Origin of the sequence: Pacificibacter marinus, from assembly GCF_018860505.1 — a bacterium.
Taxonomy (GTDB): Bacteria; Pseudomonadota; Alphaproteobacteria; order Rhodobacterales; family Rhodobacteraceae; genus Celeribacter; species Celeribacter marinus_B.
Genome location: NZ_JAHKPU010000042.1, coordinates 71,547 through 95,879, shown reverse-complemented (window position 1 = coordinate 95,879; position 24,333 = coordinate 71,547). Strand labels below are relative to the sequence as shown.

Genomic DNA, 24,333 nt, shown 5'->3' with positions numbered 1-24,333 from the left:
CTAAACCGTGGCAAGACCAAAGGGCATTTCGCGTCCTGATTGTCCGCTTTCGCGATCCCGATGCTAGAACCGTGCAGCTGCAGCAAACTTCCGCTTCCCGCCCATAATGATTACACCACATCGCCAGAGCATTGCAGCTCCATGCGACCATACCCTGCTTTACTTCGACTTAGTCGATAGTCGCATATCCTCAAAGGCGCGCTGATAGGCCGGCGTTAGTGCGTATGCGCTCACCTGTTTGCGGATTAAGCGCATGACGCGCCGCGCTCTTAGCTTTCTTACTGCTTTTAGCAAGCTGGGGTTGTACTCGGGTATAATGCGCCCGTGGTGTGTAAGGCCATCTAAGATATGGGCAGCTATATTGGGATCGTCGGTTGCGCCATTGATCTCGCGCAAAAGGTCATCTGGCAGGATATGACTGTGGCTAATGTCGCGCGTGCTTTTTATATACCCAAACAATTCGGTTAATCGGGTGGATGCCTCTAAAACCAAGCGATCCACTTTTGTAGTAATATCAGCTTCTGACGTGCATGTCCGTTTCCCGACTAGTTTTTCAATTGCCTTCTTGCCGAAAGATACCTCTACGCGAATGCGCTTGGTGGTTTTGGCGTACGCACGAACAATCATATCTTGTTCGAGTTCAAGTTGGATGGATTTGCTTTGACGCGAGATTTCGGTGTCAATGATGGCAACGCTACGAGTCCGGCTTTTATCCACGGCTGATACAAGTTGGGGTGTTAGTAACTCAACGGCAGAGAGTGGGCTTTTGCAAGCAAACTCCCAATAGACTTCTATACCGCGCATGCCAAATTGGAATGACGGTTCAACATTGACGCCGCTCCAGCGAACAGATTTGTTGAAGCCAGCGTGTATCGCTTCATAAACGGCCTTTACGTTGTCTATGAGGTGCATAGATGGGGGTTTTGATGCGGCATATGCATACCTGAAGTTGCTGCCCATTAGAATGTTTGTGGCAGGGATATACGCACTTTCATCGTTGCTTGCGTTTTCACTGGGGCAAATGGTTAAGCGATAGGGCCCTTTAATTTTAGGTTGCGGAGGCCTCACGCGTCCAATGAGTTGTTGAGCTTGAATGCCGCGAGTTACGTTTAGCTTGGCTACTAGCGTTAAGGTCTGTTTTGGCGCTGTTGGATTGGTCCCTGTGAGGGCTCCAGCAAAGATCAAATGTTGCTCGTCCGGCGAGCGTGGGTTTCCACGTGTTTCGATTATCACTCGTCTGGTTAGGCTAGACGGTGCTGCATCTCTAAAAATTTTTTGCTCTTCATCGGATTGGCAAGCCAGCATATCCTCTGCAGAATGTGCGATATAACTTCGGATGGCTTCAGGCTCACCGCGAATAACCCATTTACCAATCGTGCAGTCAACTTTATCAATGCAGGCCCTTTCTAGTGGAAATGACAAATCATTGCTAAACTCGTCTAAATAATTTTCTCGGGACATATGTACATCTTTTGGGGTTGATTAGTGGTGTATGAGGCATGTGTTATAGAGGTCTATATAGTTTATAGAGAAATAGCTGACAGTGATCTGTATCTTGAGGTAAGCCGATAGACTGAAGTGGGATGCCACCGAGCACCATTTGCAGTTAGAGATTGTGTGGTGTTGAGGTAATCCGAGATAGCGCGATAGCTCATGCCTTCGATTTCGTTGAGGTGTATAAGCCTTGGCCCAAATTCTAACGCAACTTTATCTGCAGTAGAGCGATTGCGACGAGCGAGGACTGAACCGTTAGCGCCAAGGCGGACCCCACGGGCTTTAGCTGCTGCAAGGGCAGCTTTCGTTCTTTCACTAATTCTGCGCCCTTCTTCTTCAGCCATCGCAGCGTAAACGTGCAACATGAACTTGTCGGCGTTCGGCATATCAACAGCAGTAAAGCGGACCCCACTTTCGAGGAGGCCAGATATGAAATGGACATTACGAGCCAGCCTGTCGAGTTTGGCAATGAGCAAAATTGCACCTTCTTTACGGCATGCCGCAATGGCTGCGGCTAGCTTTGGGCGCTTAGCACGCTTTCCGCTTTCTACCTCAGTAAATTCAGAAATGAGATCAGAAGGTGAGGTCGAAAGGAATGCGTTGGTTGCTGCGCGCTGGGCATCAAGACCCAAGCCGCTCTGGCCTTGTTGCTGTGTGGAAACGCGGTAGTAGGCGATGTAACGTGAACTCATTGTTATGGCTTTCTGCACAAGTTAATGTTCGTTTGCCTGTGAACACCTGATCAACGACCATCTTCCAGTAAAGCCAAGTATGGTATTGTGTTTCATCCGCTCTAAGCCGTTCTAATTAAGTCTCAGTTCGCCTGATATACTCGGGTACTAGGTCAAATACGGTTGGCGTGTTGGTAGGTTGAGGTGTGCCGCTTGTCTGTATGGGCTACTAAAACAGGTTTCCCTTTTTATATTCATCGAGTTAGCCGAAAGTTGGTGACAGAGAAAAGGCCTATAGGGATCAGGTGTGTGTAGGGGCGCACGAAAGGCATTCGACATTCTGCACATTTCGAAAAAACTGCCAAAATTTTTCACATCTAGGGATAGGAGGGGGGCTCTTTATTTTATTTTGTTGAAAGTTTTGTGCGGCGAAGGCGGCGCTTTTTCGAGGGCGCTTTAGGTTGTGTATTTTTTGAGGTCTCTTGATTGGGTTTGTCGATGAAGTTGAGCACGTCACTGGCCTTCCAGCGGGTGCATCCTCCAATCTTGGTTGGCGCTGGAAATTTTCCGTCAGAAACCCACCGCCAAATCGTTGATACGCCACAGTTGAGAATTTTACTTACATCGGACACGTTAAGTAGTTGTATATCATTATACATTCTTCATTCCTTAAGTTGATCTATAGGGCCATTGTAAGGTGATTCGCAGGAAGTGAAGAGTCTTTAATTTTTCGAGTATTTTACAAGTCAATTGTATTGTTTGGTTTGAGCGATAAAAAGCGCATAAAGTTTGCGCGAACTCTAGCGTGCAGCCGTCAAATACGCCGCAATTTGATCTTTTTCTTAGGTGGCGAAACAAACTGCGCCCAACTGTCCAATAGTGTTCGTCGCTGTTCCAAAAAATCTGTGCGGCGATATGCTTTAACCACCTTGCTACCCGTTGAGTGTGCCAGCAACGTTTCAGCCACCTCGTGTGGTGCGTCGGTTGTTTCGGCAACCCAAACGCGTAGGCTGGTGCGGAAGCCGTGAGGGCGTGCCTCCATCCCCCTACGCTCCATCAACCGCGCCATTGTTGCATCCGAAATTACACCTTTCTTAACGCTGGGGAATAAGTGGCCATCCCTAGAAAACTGCCGCGCTGCTTGAATGATCTGCAATGCTTGCGGTGAAAGCGGCACGCGAAAATCTTCAGCAACATCTTTGGCCCCCTTCATGTTTTCGCTAGGAATGGTCCATAGGTCTCCCTCAACTTGGTCCTCGTGTAAGAACCTCACGGAACCAGTGCGCATACCAGTCAAAATCAAAAAGCGCAGAGCAAGATGTGTTATACTGCCATCATTTAAGCTGGCGTAGAATTCGGGTACCTCCTGCCAAAGTAATGCTGGGATGTGTTGAGCTTTGTGGCGTGGTTTTCCGAGTAGTGCCTTAGCCTTTTCACAGGCCTGTATATCAACAGGTAAGCCTAGCGCTGCGGCATGCTTGATGCAGATCGCGAGGCGGCCAAGAGCTTTGCGTGCCGTTTCTGACTTCGTGTGCCAGATTGGGGATAGTGTGTCTCTAATATCAACTTGGTCGATTTCTGTGACGGGCATTTTTCCGAGCTTAGGGAGGACATGAAGTTCAAGCGGGCTAAACCACCTGCCAGACACTCCATCGCCCTTTAGTTGAGCCTTTCGTGTTTCGAAGGTATCATGTGCAATTTCAGAAAGTAGGTGGAGGTTACGAGCTGCGTTACGTTTTGATTTTTCGCGCTCTTTAATAGGGTCGATACCATTCCTAACTTGTTCGCGGGCATCGACTGCCTTGCGGCGCACTTCGGCCAAAGAGACAGCCGGATAAGCGCCAAAACCCATTTCTTTGCGCCCGCCATGAATAGTGTACCTAAAAAACCACTGTGCCCCGCCATCCTTGCGCTTATAAAACCATAGTCCCGCGCCATCATTGTATTTTCCTACCTTAGCCGCAGCAATCCCTTTTGCAGTCAATTTGTTCGTTGCACCCATAATACAGCTTCTCTCTATCCCCCCTTCAGTCCACCTAAAAGTGTAAGATAGACCGAGATTCGATGATAGGGGATAATACTCAGTGAGATACTTAGTTACTGTTTTTGTTTATTTAATAGACGTAATGAGATAATAAGATAGCAGGAAATAGTTCGGTTCCTTGCGCCCCGCCCGCACCACCTTCCATTGATTGGAATTGACCCAAAGCCCTCGTCGTTTACGTGAACATCCTGTCACTTTACCCAACTCTTTGTGTCAGGTGCGCATAAAAAAAGGGGAACCCAAAGGTTCCCCAAATGCTTGTATATTTGCGCGTAGTTTAGCCGATGATGGCGTTGAGCGTGGTTGACGGGCGCATGATCGCGGATGTTTTGGTGGCGTCTGCTTTATAGTAGCCATCCATGTCCGCAGGTGCGCCTTCGTCTTTTTTGAGCTCGCTCAAAATTGCCGCTTCGCCTGTTTCGAGCTTTTCAGCCACTTGTGCAAAGTGTGCTTTGAGCTCTGCATCGGTGTCTTGTGCTGCCAAGGCTTCGGCCCAGAAACGTGCAAACCAGTAGTGCGAAGAACGGTTGTCGTTTTGGCCGACTTTGCGCTCTGGCGATTTGTTTTCCAGCAAAAGTTTTACTGTGGCGTCTTCTACGGCTTGACCCAAAACGGCTGCTTTGGTTTTGCCTTTGGCTGTCGCCAAGAAGTTGAAGCTTTCGCCTAGCGCACAGAATTCGCCGAGGCTGTCCCAACGCAAGTGGTTTTCTTCGACCAGCTGTTCCACGTGTTTCGGCGCAGAACCACCAGCACCTGTTTCAAACAACCCGCCACCGTTCATCAGTTTCACGATGGAGAGCATTTTTGCAGATGTGCCAAGTTCCAAGATTGGGAACAGGTCGGTTAGGTAATCACGCAAAACGTTGCCAGAAATGGTCACAACGTCTTTGCCTTTGGTCATTTCAACCCATGAGAAACGCGTGGCTTCGCGAGGCGCCATGATCGGGATATCTTTGCCAGCAGCTTTAAGTGCTGCGTCGACGTATTTGATCAGCTCTGCGTCATGCGCGCGGTTGGCGTCTAGCCAGAAAGCGGCTGTGCCAACAGCGTCGAAACGTTCGATACCTGTTTTGATCCAGTCAAGGATAGGCGCTTTTTTCGCAGTGGAAGACCGCCAGATATCACCAGCCTCAACAGCGTGTGAATGCAGCACGCCGCCATTGTCGAGAACGATTTCAACTGTACCAGCAGAAGGCAGCTCAAACGTTGTTGGGTGCGAGCCGTATTCTTCGGCTTTTTGTGCCATCAAGCCAACGTTGGACACGGCACCACAAGAGGTGACGTCCAATGCGCCGTTTTCTTTGAAGAAATTGATGGTCTCGTCATAGATGCCAGCGTAGCAATTGTCTGGGATGCAGCATTTGGTGTCAGCGGCTTTGCCGTCTGGACCCCAACCGATGCCGCCCGCTTTGATGACAGCAGGCATGGACGCATCGATGATAACGTCTGAGGACACGTGCAGGTTGGTGATGCCCTTGTCAGAGTTCACCATGTACATGTCAGGTTTTCCCGCGAGAGCCGCTTTTAGGTCGGCTTCGAGTTCGGCATTGCCTTTGATACGATCTTCGAGATCGCCAAGACCAGCATTCGGGTTAAAGCCGAGCGCTTTGACTGTCTCACCATGTTTGGCCAAGAAGTCTTCGATGTATACAGACACGAAGTGACCAAAGAGGATCGGGTCAGAGACCTTCATCATGGTCGCTTTGAGGTGCACAGAAAACAGCACGCCGTCTTCCATGGAGGCGATTTCGGCTTTGATGAAGTCACGCAATGCGGCAACGGACATGAATGTCGCGTCAACGATTTCGCCCTCAAGGTATGTCAGACCGTCTTTAAGAACGGTTTCGGTGCCATCAGTTGCGGTGAAAACGATTTTCGCACCACCTGCTTGCGCGGCTGAGATGGTCGCGGATTTTTCATTGGCAAAAAAGTCATTGCCGGACATTGACGCAACATGTGTTTTGCTGTCGGCAGTCCATTCACCCATGCGGTGCGGGTTGGCCATCGCATAGGATTTCACAGCCTTTGCAGAACGGCGGTCAGAGTTGCCCTCGCGCAAAACAGGGTTCACGGCAGAGCCTTTGACCGTGTCGTATTTTGCACGGATCGCTTTTTCTGCGTCTGTTTCTGGCGCGGCTGGATAGTCAGGGATCGCATAGCCTTTGGATTGCAATTCTGTGATCGCGTCTGTCAGCTGTGGAACAGAGGCAGAAACGTTTGGCAATTTGATCACGTTGGCATCTGGTGTTTTCACCAATTTGCCAAGTTCTGCCAGATCGTCGGATACGCGTTGCTCGTCGGTCAATAGATCAGGGAAAAGCGCCAAGATACGGCCAGCCAATGAGATGTCGCGGGTTTCTACACTGATGTCGGCCGCTTTCGCAAAGTAGCGAATGATCGGCAACAGTGAGTGGCGCGCAAGCTCGGGGGCTTCGTCAACGATTGTGTAGATAATGTCTGGGGTTTGATTGGCCATGTTGTGGTCTCTTTCACGATATGATCGGACAAATACCTGCGTGGCAGAGGCTCGCAGGGCATCCACGTCCCCCAGTCCACGCTGTTGACTTCGAGGTAAATGAGACCGCCGTTTAAGTCAATGTGTGCAATGGTATACAAAGCGTAAATCTTTGCCAAAACACCAGTGAATCCTGCGTAAGTCACGAAGGGGGCGGATTTCTTGAACTTATCCGATGCCAATGGGCGTTTTCTGGCAAATCAAAGAATCGCCTCATGCCGTCGATATGGTGACGTAAGGGCATGGAATTTGAGGAAGATTATTTGTTGATTAAAACTTAGTCACATCTTGTTTTGGGGGGCTTTGGCGATCAGATCCTGTTGCAAGCCAAGATTTTCAGACCTAGCCTCACTCCATGAGTGAAAAAAATATCTTTGACGAAATGTTGGGCACTGAGGGGCAGCTTCGCGCACCTTATGCAGAATTTAACCACTGGTTTGAAGGCGAAGACCCCGCACGATTGCGAGCCAAGCAGCGCGAGGCCGAAGAAGTGTTTCGCCTGATGGGCATCACCTTTAACGTCTACGGGCGTACCGAGGCCGAAGAGCGGTTGATCCCATTTGATATCATTCCGCGTATTATTGCAGCCCGCGAATGGAAAAAGCTGTCCAAAGGTATTGAGCAACGGGTGCGGGCTATTAATGCCTTTTTGCATGATGTGTATAACAGGCAAGAGATCATCAAAGCAGGTCGTGTGCCGCGTGAAATGATCGCCAACAACGAAGCCTTTTTGCCGCAGATGTTGGGCATGACGCCCCCCGGTGGTATTTATACTCATATCGTGGGGGTCGACTTGGTCCGCACGGGGGACGATGATTTTTACGTGTTAGAAGACAACGCGCGCACCCCGTCAGGTGTGTCGTATATGTTGGAAAACCGCGAAACGATGCTGCAAATGTTCCCTGAACTCTTTGCGAAAAACAAAGTGCAGTCGATTCAAAACTATCCCACAGATTTGCGCCGTTCTTTGGCGGCTTGCGCACCGGCTGCCTGTGAGGGCACGCCGACGGTGGCTGTCTTGACGCCCGGTGTGTATAATTCCGCTTATTATGAACACGCGTTTTTGGCGGATCAGATGGGTGTGGAATTGGTCGAAGGTCATGATTTGCGTGTCGTGAATGGACGCGTCTGCATGCGCACGACCCGTGGTTATAAACCGATTGATGTGCTGTATCGCCGCATTGATGACGAATATTTAGATCCGCTTAGTTTCAACCCTGACAGTGCATTGGGCGTGCCGGGCATTATGGATGTTTACCGTGCGGGGGGCATTACCATCGCCAACGCGCCGGGCACTGGGATTGCGGACGATAAAGCGATCTATAGTTATATGCCGGATATCGTTGAATTCTATACGGGCGAAAAAGCGATCTTGAAAAACGTGCCGACATGGCGCTGCTCGGAAGCAGAACCTTTGGCCTATGTTCTTGATAACCTGTCGGATTTGGTCGTCAAAGAGGTGCACGGATCTGGCGGATATGGCATGTTAATTGGCCCTACAGCCAGTAAACGCGAAATCGAAGCCTTCCGTCGCAAACTCAAAGCGCGTCCCGGAAATTACATCGCGCAACCAACGCTTAGCCTGTCGACAGTGCCGATTTTCAATAAAGCCGGTTTGACCCCACGCCATGTGGATCTGCGACCTTATGTGCAATGCTCGCCAAAGGGCATCAACATCACGCCGGGTGGTTTGACCCGCGTGGCACTGAAAAAGGGATCGCTTGTGGTCAACTCCTCTCAAGGGGGCGGGACCAAAGACACATGGGTGCTGGAGGACTGATATGCTTGGAAAAACTGCAAATGGCCTCTACTGGATGTATCGTTATCTGGAACGGGCTGAGAACACATCGCGTTTGATCGAAACTGGTCAACGTATTGGTTTGACACGCACCGGCGCGGATGATGATGAATGGCGCTCTGTGATGAAAACTGCGGGCGTTGATCAAGGGTATCTTGCCACGCATGATGACATAAGCAAAGACGATGTGATTGACTGGATGCTGCGCTCGAAAGACAATCCGTCGTCAGTGCAGTCGGGCATCTCGACCGCACGCCAAAATGCGCGTTTGGTGCGCACGGCTTTGACCCATGAAGTGTGGGAGGCGATGAACGGCTGTTTCATGGCCGCACAAAAGACGTTGGCCCGTAAAGTGTCAGAGCGCGATTTGCCCACAGCTTTGGGGTTGGTACGCCAACGCACCGCGCTGGTGCGTGGGGCAACTCATGGCACGATGCTGCGCAATGACATGTATAACTTTGCCCGTATCGGAACGTTTTTAGAGCGTGCCAATGCAACAGCGCGCATTTTGGATGTGAAATACTACGTCTTGTTGCCTTCGGTCTTTTCCGTCGGATCATCGATTGATAACGTGCAATGGGAAACCATTTTACGGTCTGTATCGGGGCGTGGCGGCTATCGCATGGTGCATGGTAACAACACCAATCCACGTGATATTGCGCAGTTTTTGATCCTCGATAAACGTATGCCGCGCAGTTTGAATTTTTGTGCGCGCAAAGTGCTTGATAACCTTGAGCACCTTTCTTCGGATTACGGTATTGAACCAAAATCTTTGGAGCTGGCCAAAACCTTGGTCTCTCGGTTTGCGCATAATGACATTGATGTGATTTTCGAAGAAGGCTTACACGAATACATTCAATCGGTGTTACAAGCCTTCTCAGACTTGGGGCGTCAGGTCGAAATTGACTTTAGGTTCTATGAGTAACTCATGAAATTGAAAATCCGCCACACAACGCGATATGTCTTTGAGACGCCCGTATCTTATGGGCTTCAACAAGTGCGACTGACCCCTAAGGAAAGCCCGTTTCAACGAATTGCCAATTGGCAAACAACAGTGATTGGTGGGGCAAAAGAAGTGGCCTACAATGATCACAACAACAATCATGTGGACCTTATTTCCTTTGATCGTGATGCCACCGAAGTGACCTTGGTCAGCGAAGGTGAGGTCGAAATGATAGAATCGCAGGGCATGATGGGCAAGCACCGTGGCCCTGCGCCTTTGTGGCTCTATGATACATCTACAGATTTGACCAAAGCAGGACAGGGCGCGCGGGCCTTGATCAAACAGGTTGAAGGCGACACTGATTTGGACCGGTTGCACAGCTTGTCAAAGGTTATCCACGCCTCCGTGGTCTATGAGGTTGGAAGCTCTTTGCCCACTGGCACCGCCGAGGATGCTTTGAGTGCTGGCAAAGGTGTTTGCCAAGATCACAGTCATATCTTTTTGGCCTGCGCACGCGCGATGGGATTTCCTGCGCGCTATGTTTCAGGCTATTTGATGATGGATGATCGGATAGATCAAGAGGCCACACATGCATGGGCCGAGGCACATATAACGGGTCTTGGCTGGGTGGGATTTGATGTATCTAATGGCATTTCCCCTGATGTGCGTTATGTGCGCGTTGCGACAGGGCTGGACTATGCGGGGGCAGCTCCTGTAACTGGTACGCGATATGGCGGCTCTGGCGAACGCTTGAGCGTTCAAATCGAAGTCGCTCAACAGTAAGGCAAACACGATACTATGACATATTGCGTTGGAATGATGCTCGATTGCGGGCTTGTTATGATGTCAGACACGCGCACAAACGCAGGCGTTGATAACATCTCTATGTTTCGCAAAATGGCCACTTGGGAAGAGCCTGGCGAACGTGTGCTCACCGTGATGACCGCTGGCAACTTGGCCACCACACAAGCCTTGATCAGTCTACTGGATGAACGCAGCAAAGCGCCTGAGGATCGTGAACCCTCTATCTTTGCCGTGCCATCGATGTTTCAAGCCGCACAGCTTATTGCAGACACATTGAAAAACGTCATTTCCGATCATGCGGATGAGGGCCAAAAAGCCGATAGCGGTTTCAACGCGACTGTGATTTTGGCAGGCCAAATCAAAGGCGCGCCACCACGATTGTTTTTGATCTATCCCCAAGGTAATTTTATCGAGGCCAGCACCGACACGCCGTTCTTTCAAATCGGCGAAACCAAATACGGCAAGCCTATTTTGGTGCGCGCTTATGATCCGAAAATGTCTTTTGAAGAGGCGATCAAACTGCTGCTTGTGTCTTTTGACAGCACGATCAAGGCCAACCTTTCAGTCGGGCTCCCCTTTGATGTGCATACCTATGAGACCGACAGCTTTAAGATCGGGGCGCAAACGCGTATCGAAGCAGATAATAAGTATTTTCAAACCATTTCAAATGGTTGGGGCGAGGCTTTGAAAACAGCTTTGGACAGTCTGCCGAATTACAGTCTCGACGTCTAAGGCGTCTCAAGGCTTAGATTCGGTTTGGGGACCAAGTCAGGCTTGATGCCTTTTTCTATGTAATCCCATGTGGCCAAGCCAATCATTGCCCCATTGTCCGTCGCCCATTTGATCGGAGGCAAGCACAAGGATAGGTCGTGGACCTGTGCCAGTTTTGCCATCCCGTCACGTATTTGCGGCGACGCGGCGACCCCGCCAACAATGATCAGCGATTTTGGCGCACACTCAATGACAGCTCGCTCGGCCTTGGCGATGAGCACATCCATACAGGCGGCCACAAAAGACGCGGACATGTCGTCAACGCTGACTTCTGGATGTTTTTCAATGTGGCGCGCAACGGATGATTTCAGGCCTGAGAATGAAAACTCATAGCCTTCGTTTTTCATTGGGCGGGGCAGGCGCAATACAGGCGTGCCGCGTTTGGCCGCCGCATCTATGGCAGGCCCTCCTGGCATGCCAAGCCCCAGCATCCTCGCCACTTTATCATAGCTTTCCCCAACAGAATCGTCGCGGGTTGTGCCGAGCAAACGGTAACTCCACGGGTCTTTAAGTTCGGCCACCAAAGTGTGCCCGCCAGAGACAAGCAACACAACAGCGGGGTAGGTGGTGCGAACCTCTTCCAGATCGACAGACCGCATATGGCCGCGCAAGTGATTGACGCCGTAAACCGGCACCCCCCAGCCCATCGACAGCGCTTCTGCTGTTGCCAGACCGATTAAAAGCGACCCGATTAAACCGGGGCCACGGGTGACGCCGATGGCTTTAAGGTCTTTTGGTGTGACGTGCCCCTCATCCATAACAGATTGAATCGTTGGCAAAATAGCTTCCAAATGCGCACGAGATGCCAGTTCAGGGTAGACCCCGCCATGGGCTTGATGAATCTCGTATTGCGACACGGTTTTGATCGCTTTGACAGAGCCATCCTTTGCGACCAGCGCCACAGAGGTATCATCACAAGAACTCTCGATTCCCAATACATAGTCAGTCATCGGCACACTCCAAAATGGCTGTGATCTCTTCCTCAGGTACGGCCCCGATGCGCTCAATTCTGGGCGGCGTCACACGGCAATTGACCAATGTTGATGGCGCTTGCGATTTGGCATGTCCTGCAACGACGTAATCCGGTGTGCCGTTCAGTTGATCTGCGGCCTCTTGCGTGGTCTGCGGCGTGTCCTGACCCGATAGATTTGCGGAGGTGGCCATCAAAGGTCCCAAGTTTGTGAGCAATGCCAACAAAAGCGCATCATCGGGGATGCGAACGGCACATTCTGCGCGGCCCGAAAGCCAGTTCGGTGTCGTCTTTGCTTGCAATCCAATCGCAATGGTCAACGGCCCCGGCATATATGGACTGTCCAAACAGGCGCGCGCGCTACGGGTGATTTGACCACCAAAAGCTGTGATCTGGTCGGCAGAGGCCACGATGATCGGCAGGTTTTTGTCTGTTGGGCGTTGTTTGAGCGCATAGACCTTATCGACAGCGCGACTGTCACTTGGCAATGCCACAAGCCCCAAGACCGTGTCCGTGGCCAAAAGCACCACGCCGCCAGCTGTAAGCGTTTCTTGCGCCTCGCCTAAAATGCGCTGGTCGACAGACATCACAGGACCTCTACGATTGGGTAAGCACGGGTGTCTGATGCTGGCAATGCTTTGCTGCGCGCCACTTTTAGCATGGTTTCCATCGATGCAACATTGGTCTCGGGTGATTTCAGCCCGTCATCCACGACATTGCCAGCGATGCGGCATTTATCTAATTTTGCAATCATATCTAAAGCAATATCACGTTCACAATGTTCGTAATGTGCTAGCGCGCCGTTTTCAAATATCCCGAAATGCACGAAAGGCTTCGCCGCTTTTCGTAAGATCACAACAGGCACACCATCAAGGGACATTTCATTGCCGAGCAGTTCAAACGCGGGCAGTCCGGTGGTGGGCAGGCCAAGGGAAAAGCCCAAAGCATTGGCAAAGGCAACGCCCGTGCGCGTCACGCCAAGGCCACCGGGGCCGATGTCGACAAAAATCTGTTTGATATCGCCAAGTGTCGCGCCCAACCGGTCCAATCCCGTTTCCAGTACCATTCGGTAATTGCGCGATCCGATCAGAGACTCGTCGGTGGCGCTGTCGAACACGATCTCATCACCGCGTGCCAGCCCCAAAACAGGCACACCGTTTGATGTTTGCAGCAGAAAACTCAGGTCAGTCATTGAGTGTCGCCTCAAGATCGGCAAAGACAGATGCCCAACGTATATCAGTGGACGAGAGAGTGAAAATACGGTCCGTATCCGTCGGGCCAAATGCGATCTCAATTTGCAATGGCGCGTCAAAGAACCCGTCAATCCGCGTGCCCCATTCGATCAAACATATGGCAGTATCGAAATAGTCATCCAAGCCTAAATTATAAAACTCTTTTGCTGTTTCAAGGCGATATGCATCGACATGCAAAACGGGCGCTTTGGGCGTCTCGTAGATGTTGGCAATTGTATAGGTGGGGCTGGTGACGTCTTCCGAGCTGCCCAAAGCCCCCACAAGCGCACGAATGAAAAAGGTTTTGCCTGCTGCCAAAGACCCATCCAGCAGCGCAACATCGCCCGCGCACATTTGCTTGCCAAGCTGGCTTGCGACACGGGTGGTTTGCGCCTCATCAGAGGCATGAAGCGTAATGGAGTGAAGCTTATGCGCGGCCACGCTGTTGATCCTTAAACATGAATTCCCAAGGCGGATTTAGGTCAAAAATGCCCAAAGGTCCATGGGATCCGCGTTTGATGTGTGATTAAAACAATGTGTTGAACAACGCGCGTGGCAAATAACGCCCCCATTTGAATACCCAAGCGAATGGTCGAGGAAAGGCGGTTTCAAACCGTCCGCTATCAATGGCGGCAATAACATGTTGCGCGGCGACGTCAGTGGTCATGATTTGCGGCATGGCAAAATCGTTTTTGGCGGTCAGACGGGTCTTGATAAAACCAGGGTTGGCCATCTGGATTTTTACACCCGATCCCTTCAGATCAATCAGCAGGTTTTCAGCCAAATGCATCAGCGCGGCTTTCGATGCAGAATACCCAACAGCGCTAGGCAAGCCGCGATAGCCCGACAGCGATCCGATCAGCATAATGTGACCAAACCCACGGGTGACGTAGTGCGGCACAACATCAGCCAGCACCCGTGTCGCACCGGTGAAATTGGTATCGATCATCCGCTCCACGGTCTCTGCATCCCACTCGCGCGCATTCATCGGCTCGTAGGTGCCAACACAATAGAGCATCGCATCGACGTGGGCAGCTTTTGGGGTGGCCTCGCGTACACTTTTCGCATCGGTGACATCCATGGGCAAAACTGTTGCGTTGGGCAAGGTGGCGGCGAGGGCCGTCAATTTGTCCAATGATCGTGCAGACAAAATAACATGCGCACCGCGTGCCGCGATCTGTTTGCTCAAAGCCGCGCCAAGCCCGTCTGAGGCACCCACGATCCACCATGTTTTGCCGATAAAAGCGTCTGTCATTTCGGATCTCCAGATTTTGTAAGATCATGTGAGGGTGGGGCTGGTCGCTTGCGATATGTCGCGCCTTTCAGTTTCAAAGCCAATGCTTGCCAGTGGATCAAAGCCATGGTGCGCAAAGGGCCAAATGGGCGGCGTAAATAAGCCTTTAACAGCGATACATTGGTCACAGGCTGGCGTGGTCCAGAAAGTGTGGCGATCACGCCCTCATCCCCATTGCCGTGGAAAATACGGATCGCGACGCGGTTCGGCGTGATGTCGAATTGGAACGCGTAATGCCCATCAACCTGTTGAAATGGCGAAACATGCAGCGCTTTGGGTGCTGTGACCTGATCGGCTTTGGTGATAGGGCCAAGATCATCTTGCACGCAAAGATAAGAATGGCGATCGTTAAAGGGTGTCGACACTTCCGCGATCACCCCCACCAAATCCTGGCCGCGCCAGCCCAGCCAAAAACTGACGGGGTTAAAGCCATAGCCCAAAAAACGCGGCTGGGTCAGCAGATCGATACGAATATCCTTTAGGCCTGCATGGGTAAAATGCTGTCTCGCCCAATCGGCACCGATACCCTGTTTCAATTTTCCGCCGTGGTCGCGATCATGAATGGAGGCGAGATTGAGCCGATTGCGGGAAAACAACGCGGGCAGCTCGGATGTGGGTGCATCAAGATTGATCAATACGAAATCCACGCCATAGCGAAAGGCGTTTTTTATCGATCCGCGCCGCGCATGGCTGGTGTGGCCTGCGATGTGCTCGGGTCGATGACAAGTCATGCCAAAATCACATCCAGTTTCGCAGGCGACCGTTCTGCCATTTTGTCAGCCACTTGCACGGCGGAATGAAACCCGTCTTCGTGGAATCCGTTGCGAAGGTAAGCCCCAGCAAACCACGTGCGGTTGTCGCCATTGATGGATTGAATGGTCTTTTGCGCCGACAAAGCCGCATTATCAAACACGGGGTGATAAAGCGTCGTCTCGTCATAGATTTTTGCTTCATCAATCGGGGTGGCTGCATTGAGGGTTACAAACAAAGGATCATGTTCGTCAATCGCTTGCAATTTGTTCATCCAATAGGTGACCCCAAGTGATTGCTCTTGTCCGACAGTGTCAGATTTATAAACCCAAGATGACCATGCTGCGCGGCGTTTTGGCATTTGGTTCGGGTCTGAATGCAGCGTCACGCGATTGGCTTGATAGCGTAGATCAGACAGGGCCTTTTGCTCAATCGGGGTAGGCTTGGCGATCAGCTTGAGGGCCTGATCTGAATGGCAGGCAAAGATGACTTGGTCGAAACGTTCAGACATTCCGTTTTCGGCTTTGACCGTAACGCCAAGTGGTGAGCGCGTCACGGCAGCAACGGGTGTGTTAAGGCGCAAGGTGCAGCCCATCATTTTCAGATGTGTCTCGAGACGGTTCACGTATTCAATCGATCCACCTTTGACGGTGTACCATTGGTGCTGACCTGTGGCTGATAGCAGCGCGTGATTGCGAAAGAACCGCAGCAGGCTTGCGGCGGGATAGTTGCGCACTTCGGATGGGGGCGTCGACCAGATCGCGCCACATATTGGCATCAGGTAATAGTGCACGAACCAATCGCCAAGGCGCAATTGTTTCGTCAGCTCGCCGATGGTCGTCGTCTCGTCTTGCACTGTGCTTTCTGCGTGGGCGTTGAACTTGAAAATATCGCGCACCATGCGCAAAAAAGCAGGTCGTGCCATATTGGATTTTTGCGCAAACAGCGCGCCCAACCCTTGCAATCCGTATTCTATGGCACCGCTGTTGATGGTCGCGCCAAAGCTCATGTCCGATTTGATCACAGGTACATTGAGTGCATCAAACATCGCGGTCAAATTGGGATAATTGGCATAATTGAACACGATAAACCCTGTATCCACCGGTTGATCGCCGTTTTTGCCTGCGATCCGCGTGCGTGCATGTCCACCCAAGCGCGGCTCGGCTTCGAAAATCGTCACATCGTGTTGTGGCGATAGTAAGTAAGCGCTGGCGAGGCCGGAAATGCCCGAACCGACAATGGCAATGCGTGAGCGGGCTTGGGTGGGAATATCAAATGACATCGGAAATCCTATGTTGCTTACACAGGTTACGCGATCTCACTCCATTTGGATCATTTATTTACAGGGCGCAAAATAATTCGCAAAGAATGTGATCCATCTATCGACGGGCTGCGTAAGCTTGGTATGATAGTTGATGAACATAAAATTTTGGATGGCGCTAAGATTGTGCCCACTCCGCGACACGCGCGACTGTCGGGACAAGCGCCACAGACGCGCAAGGTTTCTCGGGAGAGGATGCCCGTGACTTGTGATATGTCGACAACGTTTACAGAGCAGACAGAATGGATGCTCAAAGTGCGCGACGCCCGTGATCGTGCGGCCTTTGCAAAGCTATTTGATCATTTCGCGCCACGGTTGCGTGGGATGTTGATGAAAAACGGTTTTGGCGCCGCCCAAGCCGATGATGTCATTCAAGACGTGATGCTATCTGTCTGGCGCAAGGCCCATTCATTCAACCCTGAGCGAGCCAATGTGTCGGGTTGGATTTTCCAAATCGCCCGTAATCGCCAAATTGATGTCATCCGCAAAGATCGCCGCCCCATGCCAGAAGAACTCGCCATGCCCGAAAGCACGGATATCGACGGCGAACAGGTTTTGGGCATCGAACAAGAAGCAGCCAGTCTGCGCGCAGCCATTTCGCGGCTCAACCCAGAGCAACGCGATTTGGTGCAAAAGGCATATCTGGGTGAGCTGTCACACAGCGAAATCCAAGCCGAAACGGGTCTTCCGCTTGGCACAATCAAATCCCGCATTCGCCTCGGGCTCGAGCGTTTGCGCCATGAATTGAAAGGAGAGCGGTAAGTCATGACTGATATTGCTCACCATATCCCAGAGGCACTTTTGGCCTCTTATGTCTCCGGTACTTTGGCGCAGCCTTTTGCTTTGGTTGTGGCGGCTCATGTGTCGATTTGTGAAGAGTGTCGCGCCAATTTGGCGGCTCATGAGGCCGTTGGCGGTGCGTTATTGGATGCTTTCGATCCTATTTCAATCACGGATGATCTGCGCAACCGCGTGATGGCAGGGCTGGACGATGATATCGTGCCTGAGCCTGTGCGCCCGCGTGGCGATAACACCTATCCAACACCTGTGTTGGAAGCGTTGGGCAGCAAACCACCCAAATGGCGCTCGCTTGGGCCTGGGGCCAAACAGTGCATTTTGAATGCGGGCAAAGATGGATCTGTGCGTTTGTTGTACATCGCACCGGGTTTTGCAGTGCCTGATCACACCCATGGCGGGCTTGAGCTGACTTTGGTGCTGCAAGGCGCGTTCAAGGACGAAACAGGTCGGTTCGCACGTGGTGATTTGGAAGTGGCTGACGATACGTTAGAGCATACGCCAGTTGCCGAAGAAGGCTTGCCCTGCATCTGCTTGGCCGCGACCGATGCACCATTGAAGTTCAGCGCCTTTGTGCCGCGTCTTTTGCAGCCTTTGTTTCGTATTTAAACGTTATGAACTTGTTGGATTATGTTTAAAGGTCCCGTTGGGGGCCTTTTCTATGTGTCGTCTGTATCCATCCAAATGGTCACAGGGCCATCATTGATCAGGCTCACTTTCATATCCGCGCCAAATTCACCGGTTTGAACTGGCACACCTGTGGCGGACAGAAACCCCGTGAAAGCATCATAGAGCACCTTGCCGGTGTGCGGGTCAGCAGCGTTGGAAAAACCGGGGCGATTGCCTTTGGTATTGGCAGCCAAAGTGAATTGGCTCACGACCAAAGCGGACCCATTGATGTCGCGCAGCGATAGGTTCATTTTTCCGGTATCGTCTTGAAAAATTCGCAGCTTGGACAGCTTGGTCGCCAGTTTCTGCGCCTCGGCTTCGGTGTCATTACGCATCGCGCAAACAAAGACCAATAGCCCCTGCGGGCATTCGCCGACGGTTTTGCCATCAACCTTAACGCTGGCCTCGAGCACCCGTTGAACCAGAACCCGCATGATTACATCTCATGGGTCCAAGGAGGATTTGCGCCTGCGCGTGACACCGTGATTGCTGCCGCTTTTGATCCCATTGCCAAGGCCGCGCGGATGGTCTCGTCATCCAGATCGGCCACACCTGCTTTGGTCAGCTTGCCGCTTTGTTGCAATGAGGCCAAAAGACCTGCATTAAATGTATCGCCCGCGCCAACTGTATCGGCCACCTCAACCTTGGTCGCCGTGACTTGTACAACCCCGTTTTTGGTAAACCCGCGTACGCCCTCAGAACCTTCGGTCAAGCAGACCAGCTTGGGGCCTTTGGTCAAAAGCGTTTGAATATGTTCTTCAATATCGCCGTCACCCATGATCCACAAAAGGTCTTCGTCAGATACTTTAACGATGTCGCACAGGCTCAGCATGTGTTCCATTCGTGCGCGATACCGCGCCTCATCTTTGATAAACGAGGGGCGAATATTCGGGTCCATCATGATCACACGGGTGGCTGCCTCGCGGGCGCACAGGGCCTCGTATGCTTCACCGCAGGGCTCAACTGGCAGGGAAATACCGCCAAAGAACAGCGCGTCCACAGTGTCAGGAATATTGGGCAAATCCGCAGGTGTCAGCATGCGGCCCGCTGTGTTTTCATCATAAAACGCATAGGTCGCATGGCCATCGACCAATTTCACAAAGGCCACGGTGCAAGGCCGATCCGCTGTCACGGCCAATGACGCATCCACACCACTCTCCGCCAATTTTGATTTGAGTAAATCGCCAAAGAAATCATTCGACAACCCATGGAAAAACGCAGGACCAGCCCCAAGACGCCCCAACGCGATGGCGGTGTTGAACACAGCACCACCAGCATGCGGAGCATATGCATCCTCATTCAAAGTGGACGTGCGGGGCAACATATCGATCAGAGCTTCACCAGCGCAGAGGATCATGAGACAATTCCTTATTGAGTTGCTGTCGTTTTAAGTTCGTTAGCGCTATCAGGGCAAGCGTTATTTGATCAATCACGCATTCAAAGTCATTGGTATTGTGATGCGATAAACCCGATGGCGCCTGCAACGATTGCGCCTAAAATGACGGCAAAAGCGATTTTCCAAGCGGACCAAGGGCGTTCGCCTTGTACCCGACCAGTACGGCCATTGACGACAAAGCGATAGGTTTTCCCGCGGTATTTATAGGCGGCCATCCAAACCGGCAGCAGCACATGTTTGAATGTCACGTTTGAGACTTGTGTGTTTACACTGGCCACTTGTTGACGATCACCGCCGATGTCAAATTTAACGTCACGCAAAATCACACGATCCATATAGCTGCGCGCAGACCGATAGCCGTCTTCCAAATCAACAGAGTAACTTTCGGCGCGAAACCCAGCAATGTAGTCAGGAACATAGGGTTCCATCGCTTGCAAATCCCACGGCTCTAGCCCTTCAGTGTATTTCTTGGGTAAAGACGTTGAGGCCAGCACCAAAACATCATCAAAAAACCGTGCGACACGCCCTGATTTGTTGCGCCATTTGGTACGCCGCTCGCGCACTTGTTTACGTTTGCCATCGCGCATAACGGTTTTGGTGACATAATAATCATCCCCGCGCATACCAGAATATTGCGACTTTGTATCGGCATCAAAGGTCCAATAGGGGACGTAAATACCAGACAGCTTGCGTCCTTTGCGGGCGTAGTTTTGCAACCCGTTTGGAGCAAACCACAATCCGCCTAGCCAGTCATTCATCGCGTCGCGTGCTGTCGCTTCTGATAGCGCAAAGGGTAGCAGCCCACGCGGTTTGATTTGGCGATGTAGCCCCGTGTCTGTAACCACTGGCGTTGCACAAAACGGACATTCTGTGGCATGGATCTCGGCGCTAAATTCGACCTGTGCGCCACAATTTGGACATTCAGAGACACGGGTGTCTTCCATATCTTGTTGCGGCAATAGGTCTTTGATTGCGCGGCTGTAATCCAACTCATAGGGGCCTGTTGCGCCGCCGATGTCCAAAGTCTCAGTTGCCCCGCAATGATCACAGGCCAGTGCGCCTGTGTCGGGTGAAAACCGCATGTCTGCCCCGCAGGTGGTGCAGGGAAAGCGGTGATCTTGTAAAACGTCTTGTGCTGGTAATCCGTCGTTACCGGTCATGACGACCCTCCGGCATGTTCAAAGCTGACGATCTGCGCGATTTGCGTTGCTGCCTCACTGGTATGCCGAATCACGTGGCAAAAGATGCGCTCTTGCGCGCCGCGTGTCAGTCGCCCCGATACCGACGCGGCTTTGCCGTGCGTTACAACTTGATCCACAGTGATGGTGTCGGGGGCGGTCAGGGCGTCAAATACTTTTGCAATGGCCGTGCGACCGGCGGCTGGGGCGTCTTGTCCGCATTCCCAAGTGGCATCATCTGCGATCATGTCAACGGGCAAAGGGCCAACGCCCATCAACGCCAGCGCGATGTCTTCGGCGCGAGCATCTTTGCGGGCATGGCCCTCGGCTTTGCGGGTCACTTTGGGCGGCTTGTTTTTGGGCTGCATGGTCAAGTCTGTCCAATCGCCGCTTTAGGCGCCGGGCGGTGGTGGGGGCGGGGCGACGGAAAACAGTTGTGACAGCTCGACCACATCATCGGCTTCCAACCAGCCATCTTGGCCTTGGGTCCAAACATAAGAGGCACGGGTAAGGGTGCCTTTGGCGGCCATCTGCCCCATTTCGGCTTTTGAAAACGGGCCTTTGGTTTCGCCATTCACAGCGATGTGCCAAACATGTTCAACAGGCGGCGGCGGAGGGGCTTGGACGGCGGCTGTTGGGCGTGCGCCCCATGGGCCTGCTGCCTGTTGCGCCATGCCCATGCCAAGACCCGCGCCGATACCTGCGCCCATCGAGGCAGCCATGGCAGAGTTCTCCGCGCCCATGCCTTCGGCTGCGTTGAATTTCATGTAGTTGTCCAGATTGCCGACAATGCCCATCGAGGTGCGTTTATCAAGGGCTGCTTCAACAGCTTCAGGCAAGCTGATGTTCTCGATGTAATATTCAGGAATAACAAGGCCGTATTCGGCGACGACTTTGGAAATTTCTGTCGCAACCAATTTGCCAAGACCGTCAGTGTTCGCGGCCATATCCAAGACAGGAATGCCGCTTGAGGCGACGATGCGTGAAAAGGCCTGCACGATGATATTGCGGATTTGGAACGAGATTTCGTCCATGGTGAATTCGCCGTCGGTGCCAACGATTTCCGTCAAAAACAGCGCAGGGTCTGAGACCTTGACCGTATAGGTGCCGTAGGCGCGAATGCGGACTGGGCCAAACTCTGGGTCGCGACACATGATCGGATTCTTTGTGCCCCATTTGAGGTCTGAGAACCGTGTGGTGTTGACGTAATAAATTTCAGATTTGAACGGTGATTTGAAACCGTGATCCCAGTGGTTCAAGGTCGTCAAAATCGGCATATTGTTGGTCTCAAGCATGTAAAGACCCGGTGTGAAGACGTCCGCCAATTGACCTTCATGCACGAAAACAGCTGCTTGACCTTCGCGTACAGTCAGCTTCGCGCCGTATTTAATTTCGTGCGCTTCACGCTCAAAACGCCACACCATTGTATCGCGGGTGTCATCGGTCCAGTGGATGACATCAATAAATTCACCAGATAGAAAATCGAAAATTCCCATGGGAGGCTCCTGTGGCGGTTAAGTGGCGTCGCGCATCAGCTCGTTGGCGATTTGCGCAGAAATAGGACGGGCGATTTCGGGCTGCATACCGGGGTAAAGGCGCGGATCATACAAAATGCGCAGCAGCAATTCATCATGCCCCGTCAGCAGCGCGAATTCTTCGTCGTCGTTGAAAATTGACGGACGGGCGCGCGGCGTGTCATTGGCAAGGCCAAGCCCCTGCGCAATTTCTTCATGAAAACATGACTTTCGCATCAACTCAGGGTGTTCGCCGCGAATGATCGCCACGGCCGTTTGATAAACGCCATTGTCTGAAGGGTCAGACGCCACCACCAAACAATAGTTGGATCGCGGCATGTTTTCGATGGAATTGATGGCAGCTTGGCCGATGCCAGGAATAAGCTGTTCAAGGCGCGGGCCGATCACTTGGCGCTCGTCTTCGTTCAACACCAAAACATGAAAGTTGGGGCGTGCGGACATCGAAATCGAATGGTTTGTTGCCCGTGCAAGTCGCCCTGTCAAAGCGGCAACTGTTGCGCGGTCTGTGGCGCGTTGTGCATCGGGAATACTGGCGCCAAATTCCAAACCGATGCGTACAGGACCAGCCCATTTATGCAGTGATGACGGCGTGGTGCGGGCCACATAAGTGCCGCCGACACTGGTGTATTCGTCGTTCAGCGCGATGGCGTCGAAATTATTGGCCAGCTGGTGGGTTGTGAACGGCGTATCACTGCCGCCGCCATCTGTGCGCAGCAAATCATTGAGCAGCAGGTTATTTTGAACTTTTGCGTAATAATCACGCATGGCGTTACTTTGCGCTGAGGGCCCTTGAGGCGTCGTGTCGGCCTCTACTGCTGTGGGTACAGTGGTAGGGCGTGATTGAGGGATCGGCGACACAGTTGTGGATTGGACGCAGCCGGACAGCGTCATCGCGGCTGCGAGGACAAACCCCGCAGCGCGTTGAGTTTTATATGTGCCGCCTTGTGTCACCTTAGCTCGGAACAGCTGTGCCAGCATTGTCGCCGGTGCCTGTGCGTTTGGCTTTAGCAGAAGCCAATGTATCACGCAGTTCTGCTTCCATTTGCTTCAGGTCTGCTTCTGCTGCTGCGCGTTTGGTTTTGCCATCGTCGGCGATCTGCAGGCTTTCTTGGATAGTCGCGATCAATTCAGCGTTGGCGGTTTTCACGGCCTCAATGTCAAACACGCCACGTTCCATTTCTTCGCGCACAACTTTGTTGGCTTGGCGCAGGTTCTTGGCGTTGGATGTCAGCAATTCGTTGGTCAGATCATTGGCTTCGCGCACGGCATGTGCCGCCTCTGAAGAGCGTTGAATGGTCACGGCTTGGGCCAATTGGGTTTCCCACAACGGGACTGTGTTGACCAAGGTCGAATTGATTTTTGTGACCAAGGATTTGTCGTTTTCTTGCACCAAACGGATGGATGGCAAGGACTGCATGGTGACTTGGCGCGTCAGTTTTAGGTCATGCACACGGCGTTCCAAATCATCGCGCGCGGCACGTAGATCGCGCAGCTCTTGCGCGACCATGACTTGATCGTTCTCTGCCGCAGCTGCCACCTCTGCTTCTTTCGCGGGAATGGTCACGCCATCAAGCTCTTTGAGCTTTTCTTCGCCAGCGGCGATGTAAATGCCCAATTCGTCGTAGAAGGTCAGCGTGCGATCGTACAAAAGATCCAAGGATTTAATGTCTTTCAAAAGCGTGTGCTCATGCGATAAAAGATTGTCTGTGATGTCATCAATCTGGCCTTGGACAGTCTCAAAGCGGGCAACGAATTTCGCCATAGGGGCAGCGCGCCCCAGAAGTTTTTCCCACCAAGACCGATCTCGGCGCACATCGAGTTCAGAGATTGAAAAGCCGCGAATGGTGGTTACGATGGATCGTAGGCTGTCGCCCGCTGGCCCGACGTCTTTGTTACGCACATCTGCGAGCATGGCTTGGGAAATCTCTTGCAATTCAGCTTGCGCACCAGAGCCGAAACGCACGATGGAATTTGTATCGCTCATATCGATTTCAGTCATAGCGCTGCGGATCGCGTCAGCCTGTGCAGGTTCTGCTGCGTCAAATACGACCAGATCGCCCGCGGGCTCAGGCAGAACAACGGCGGTGACTGCTTCGACGTCTTTCAACGTGGCTTCGGCTTTTTGGCGAGTGGTATCTGACATGAAGTCCCCC

Annotated in this window: 25 protein-coding genes; 6 read left to right on the top strand and 19 right to left on the bottom strand. The window is 52.1% G+C overall.

What is annotated here, in order from left to right:
* Positions 1-159: 159 nt before the first annotated feature.
* The 5 genes from KO503_RS15730 to KO503_RS15710 form a co-directional block, all read right to left on the bottom strand.
* Positions 160-1,461, bottom strand: a complete 1,302-nt coding sequence (locus KO503_RS15730) for a hypothetical protein (RefSeq protein WP_215992499.1) — start codon at positions 1,459-1,461, stop codon at positions 160-162.
* Positions 1,462-1,523: 62 nt separating this feature from the next.
* Positions 1,524-2,186: a recombinase family protein gene (locus KO503_RS15725; RefSeq protein WP_215992498.1), complete on the bottom strand. Its 663-nt coding sequence runs from the start codon at positions 2,184-2,186 to the stop codon at positions 1,524-1,526.
* A gap of 383 nt (positions 2,187-2,569) precedes the next feature.
* Positions 2,570-2,824 (bottom strand): helix-turn-helix transcriptional regulator, encoded by a 255-nt coding sequence (locus tag KO503_RS15720; protein WP_215992497.1) that lies wholly within the window; start codon positions 2,822-2,824, stop codon positions 2,570-2,572.
* A gap of 155 nt (positions 2,825-2,979) precedes the next feature.
* Positions 2,980-4,167, bottom strand: a complete 1,188-nt coding sequence (locus KO503_RS15715; protein WP_215992496.1) for a tyrosine-type recombinase/integrase — start codon at positions 4,165-4,167, stop codon at positions 2,980-2,982.
* A 319-nt stretch (positions 4,168-4,486) separates the two neighbouring features.
* Entirely contained in the window at positions 4,487-6,685 is a 2,199-nt protein-coding gene (locus KO503_RS15710) for an NADP-dependent isocitrate dehydrogenase (protein WP_215992495.1), read from the bottom strand.
* 394 nt (positions 6,686-7,079) lie between these two features.
* On the opposite strand from KO503_RS15710, the gene KO503_RS15705 reads away from it, so the two are divergent.
* From KO503_RS15705 to KO503_RS15690, 4 genes are read left to right on the top strand one after another with little or no spacing between them, the layout of a single operon-like run.
* A complete protein-coding gene (locus KO503_RS15705; RefSeq protein ID WP_215992494.1) occupies positions 7,080-8,504 on the top strand; it encodes a circularly permuted type 2 ATP-grasp protein in 1,425 nt (474 codons plus the stop codon).
* A 1-nt stretch (position 8,505) separates the two neighbouring features.
* The gene (locus KO503_RS15700; RefSeq protein ID WP_215992493.1) at positions 8,506-9,447 is read left to right on the top strand and encodes an alpha-E domain-containing protein; all 942 of its coding nucleotides are present in this window, start codon (positions 8,506-8,508) and stop codon (positions 9,445-9,447) included.
* Between the two features lie 3 nt (positions 9,448-9,450).
* A complete protein-coding gene (locus tag KO503_RS15695) occupies positions 9,451-10,248 on the top strand; it encodes a transglutaminase family protein (RefSeq protein WP_215992492.1) in 798 nt (265 codons plus the stop codon).
* A gap of 15 nt (positions 10,249-10,263) precedes the next feature.
* Positions 10,264-11,001, top strand: a complete 738-nt coding sequence (locus KO503_RS15690) for a proteasome-type protease (protein WP_215992491.1) — start codon at positions 10,264-10,266, stop codon at positions 10,999-11,001.
* Here the strand turns inward: KO503_RS15690 and tsaD are convergent.
* The 7 genes from tsaD to KO503_RS15655 all read right to left on the bottom strand — a co-directional run bounded on the left by tsaD (position 10,998) and on the right by KO503_RS15655 (position 16,568).
* Entirely contained in the window at positions 10,998-11,990 is a 993-nt protein-coding gene (gene tsaD, locus KO503_RS15685) for a tRNA (adenosine(37)-N6)-threonylcarbamoyltransferase complex transferase subunit TsaD (RefSeq protein ID WP_215992490.1), read from the bottom strand. The two genes, KO503_RS15690 and tsaD, sit on opposite strands and share 4 nt — an antisense overlap.
* Positions 11,983-12,597 carry an L-threonylcarbamoyladenylate synthase gene (locus KO503_RS15680; RefSeq protein ID WP_215992489.1) on the bottom strand — a complete coding sequence of 205 codons (615 nt, stop codon included), beginning with the start codon at positions 12,595-12,597 and terminating at the stop codon, positions 11,983-11,985. The genes tsaD and KO503_RS15680 overlap by 8 nt, the downstream gene beginning before the upstream one ends.
* Positions 12,597-13,202 carry a hypothetical protein gene (locus tag KO503_RS15675; RefSeq protein ID WP_215992488.1) on the bottom strand — a complete coding sequence of 202 codons (606 nt, stop codon included), beginning with the start codon at positions 13,200-13,202 and terminating at the stop codon, positions 12,597-12,599. Before KO503_RS15675 ends, KO503_RS15680 begins: the two co-directional genes overlap by 1 nt.
* The gene (gene tsaE / locus KO503_RS15670; RefSeq protein ID WP_215992487.1) at positions 13,195-13,683 is read right to left on the bottom strand and encodes a tRNA (adenosine(37)-N6)-threonylcarbamoyltransferase complex ATPase subunit type 1 TsaE; all 489 of its coding nucleotides are present in this window, start codon (positions 13,681-13,683) and stop codon (positions 13,195-13,197) included. The genes KO503_RS15675 and tsaE overlap by 8 nt, the downstream gene beginning before the upstream one ends.
* An 85-nt stretch (positions 13,684-13,768) precedes the next feature.
* Entirely contained in the window at positions 13,769-14,497 is a 729-nt protein-coding gene (locus KO503_RS15665; protein ID WP_215992486.1) for an SDR family NAD(P)-dependent oxidoreductase, read from the bottom strand.
* Positions 14,494-15,267 (bottom strand): DUF1365 domain-containing protein, encoded by a 774-nt coding sequence (locus KO503_RS15660; protein WP_215992485.1) that lies wholly within the window; start codon positions 15,265-15,267, stop codon positions 14,494-14,496. The genes KO503_RS15665 and KO503_RS15660 overlap by 4 nt, the downstream gene beginning before the upstream one ends.
* Positions 15,264-16,568 carry an NAD(P)/FAD-dependent oxidoreductase gene (locus tag KO503_RS15655; protein WP_215992484.1) on the bottom strand — a complete coding sequence of 435 codons (1,305 nt, stop codon included), beginning with the start codon at positions 16,566-16,568 and terminating at the stop codon, positions 15,264-15,266. The genes KO503_RS15660 and KO503_RS15655 overlap by 4 nt, the downstream gene beginning before the upstream one ends.
* Before the next feature lie 252 nt (positions 16,569-16,820).
* Here KO503_RS15655 and KO503_RS15650 point away from each other — a divergent pair, with 252 nt between their 5' ends.
* A complete protein-coding gene (locus KO503_RS15650) occupies positions 16,821-17,369 on the top strand; it encodes a sigma-70 family RNA polymerase sigma factor (protein WP_252731130.1) in 549 nt (182 codons plus the stop codon).
* 3 nt (positions 17,370-17,372) lie between these two features.
* The gene (locus tag KO503_RS15645) at positions 17,373-18,011 is read left to right on the top strand and encodes a ChrR family anti-sigma-E factor (RefSeq protein ID WP_215992483.1); all 639 of its coding nucleotides are present in this window, start codon (positions 17,373-17,375) and stop codon (positions 18,009-18,011) included.
* 50 nt (positions 18,012-18,061) lie between these two features.
* On the opposite strand, the gene dtd is transcribed toward KO503_RS15645, so the two are convergent.
* From dtd to KO503_RS15610, 7 genes are all read right to left on the bottom strand, one after another.
* Positions 18,062-18,505 (bottom strand): D-aminoacyl-tRNA deacylase, encoded by a 444-nt coding sequence (dtd, locus tag KO503_RS15640; protein ID WP_215992482.1) that lies wholly within the window; start codon positions 18,503-18,505, stop codon positions 18,062-18,064.
* 2 nt (positions 18,506-18,507) lie between these two features.
* Positions 18,508-19,428, bottom strand: coding sequence for a carbohydrate kinase family protein (locus KO503_RS15635; RefSeq protein ID WP_215992481.1), 921 nt, complete (start codon positions 19,426-19,428; stop codon positions 18,508-18,510).
* 86 nt (positions 19,429-19,514) lie between these two features.
* On the bottom strand, positions 19,515-20,627 hold the full coding sequence (locus tag KO503_RS15630; protein WP_215992480.1) for a primosomal protein N' (replication factor Y) - superfamily II helicase: 1,113 nt from the start codon (positions 20,625-20,627) through the stop codon (positions 19,515-19,517).
* Positions 20,624-21,013: a hypothetical protein gene (locus KO503_RS15625; protein WP_215992479.1), complete on the bottom strand. Its 390-nt coding sequence runs from the start codon at positions 21,011-21,013 to the stop codon at positions 20,624-20,626. Before KO503_RS15625 ends, KO503_RS15630 begins: the two co-directional genes overlap by 4 nt.
* Before the next feature lie 24 nt (positions 21,014-21,037).
* Positions 21,038-22,141, bottom strand: a complete 1,104-nt coding sequence (locus tag KO503_RS15620; protein WP_215992478.1) for an SPFH domain-containing protein — start codon at positions 22,139-22,141, stop codon at positions 21,038-21,040.
* An 18-nt stretch (positions 22,142-22,159) separates the two neighbouring features.
* The gene (locus KO503_RS15615) at positions 22,160-23,071 is read right to left on the bottom strand and encodes a DUF2927 domain-containing protein (protein ID WP_215992506.1); all 912 of its coding nucleotides are present in this window, start codon (positions 23,069-23,071) and stop codon (positions 22,160-22,162) included.
* Positions 23,072-23,132: 61 nt separating this feature from the next.
* Positions 23,133-24,323, bottom strand: a complete 1,191-nt coding sequence (locus tag KO503_RS15610) for a toxic anion resistance protein (protein ID WP_215992477.1) — start codon at positions 24,321-24,323, stop codon at positions 23,133-23,135.
* Between the last annotated feature and the right edge of the window lie 10 nt (positions 24,324-24,333).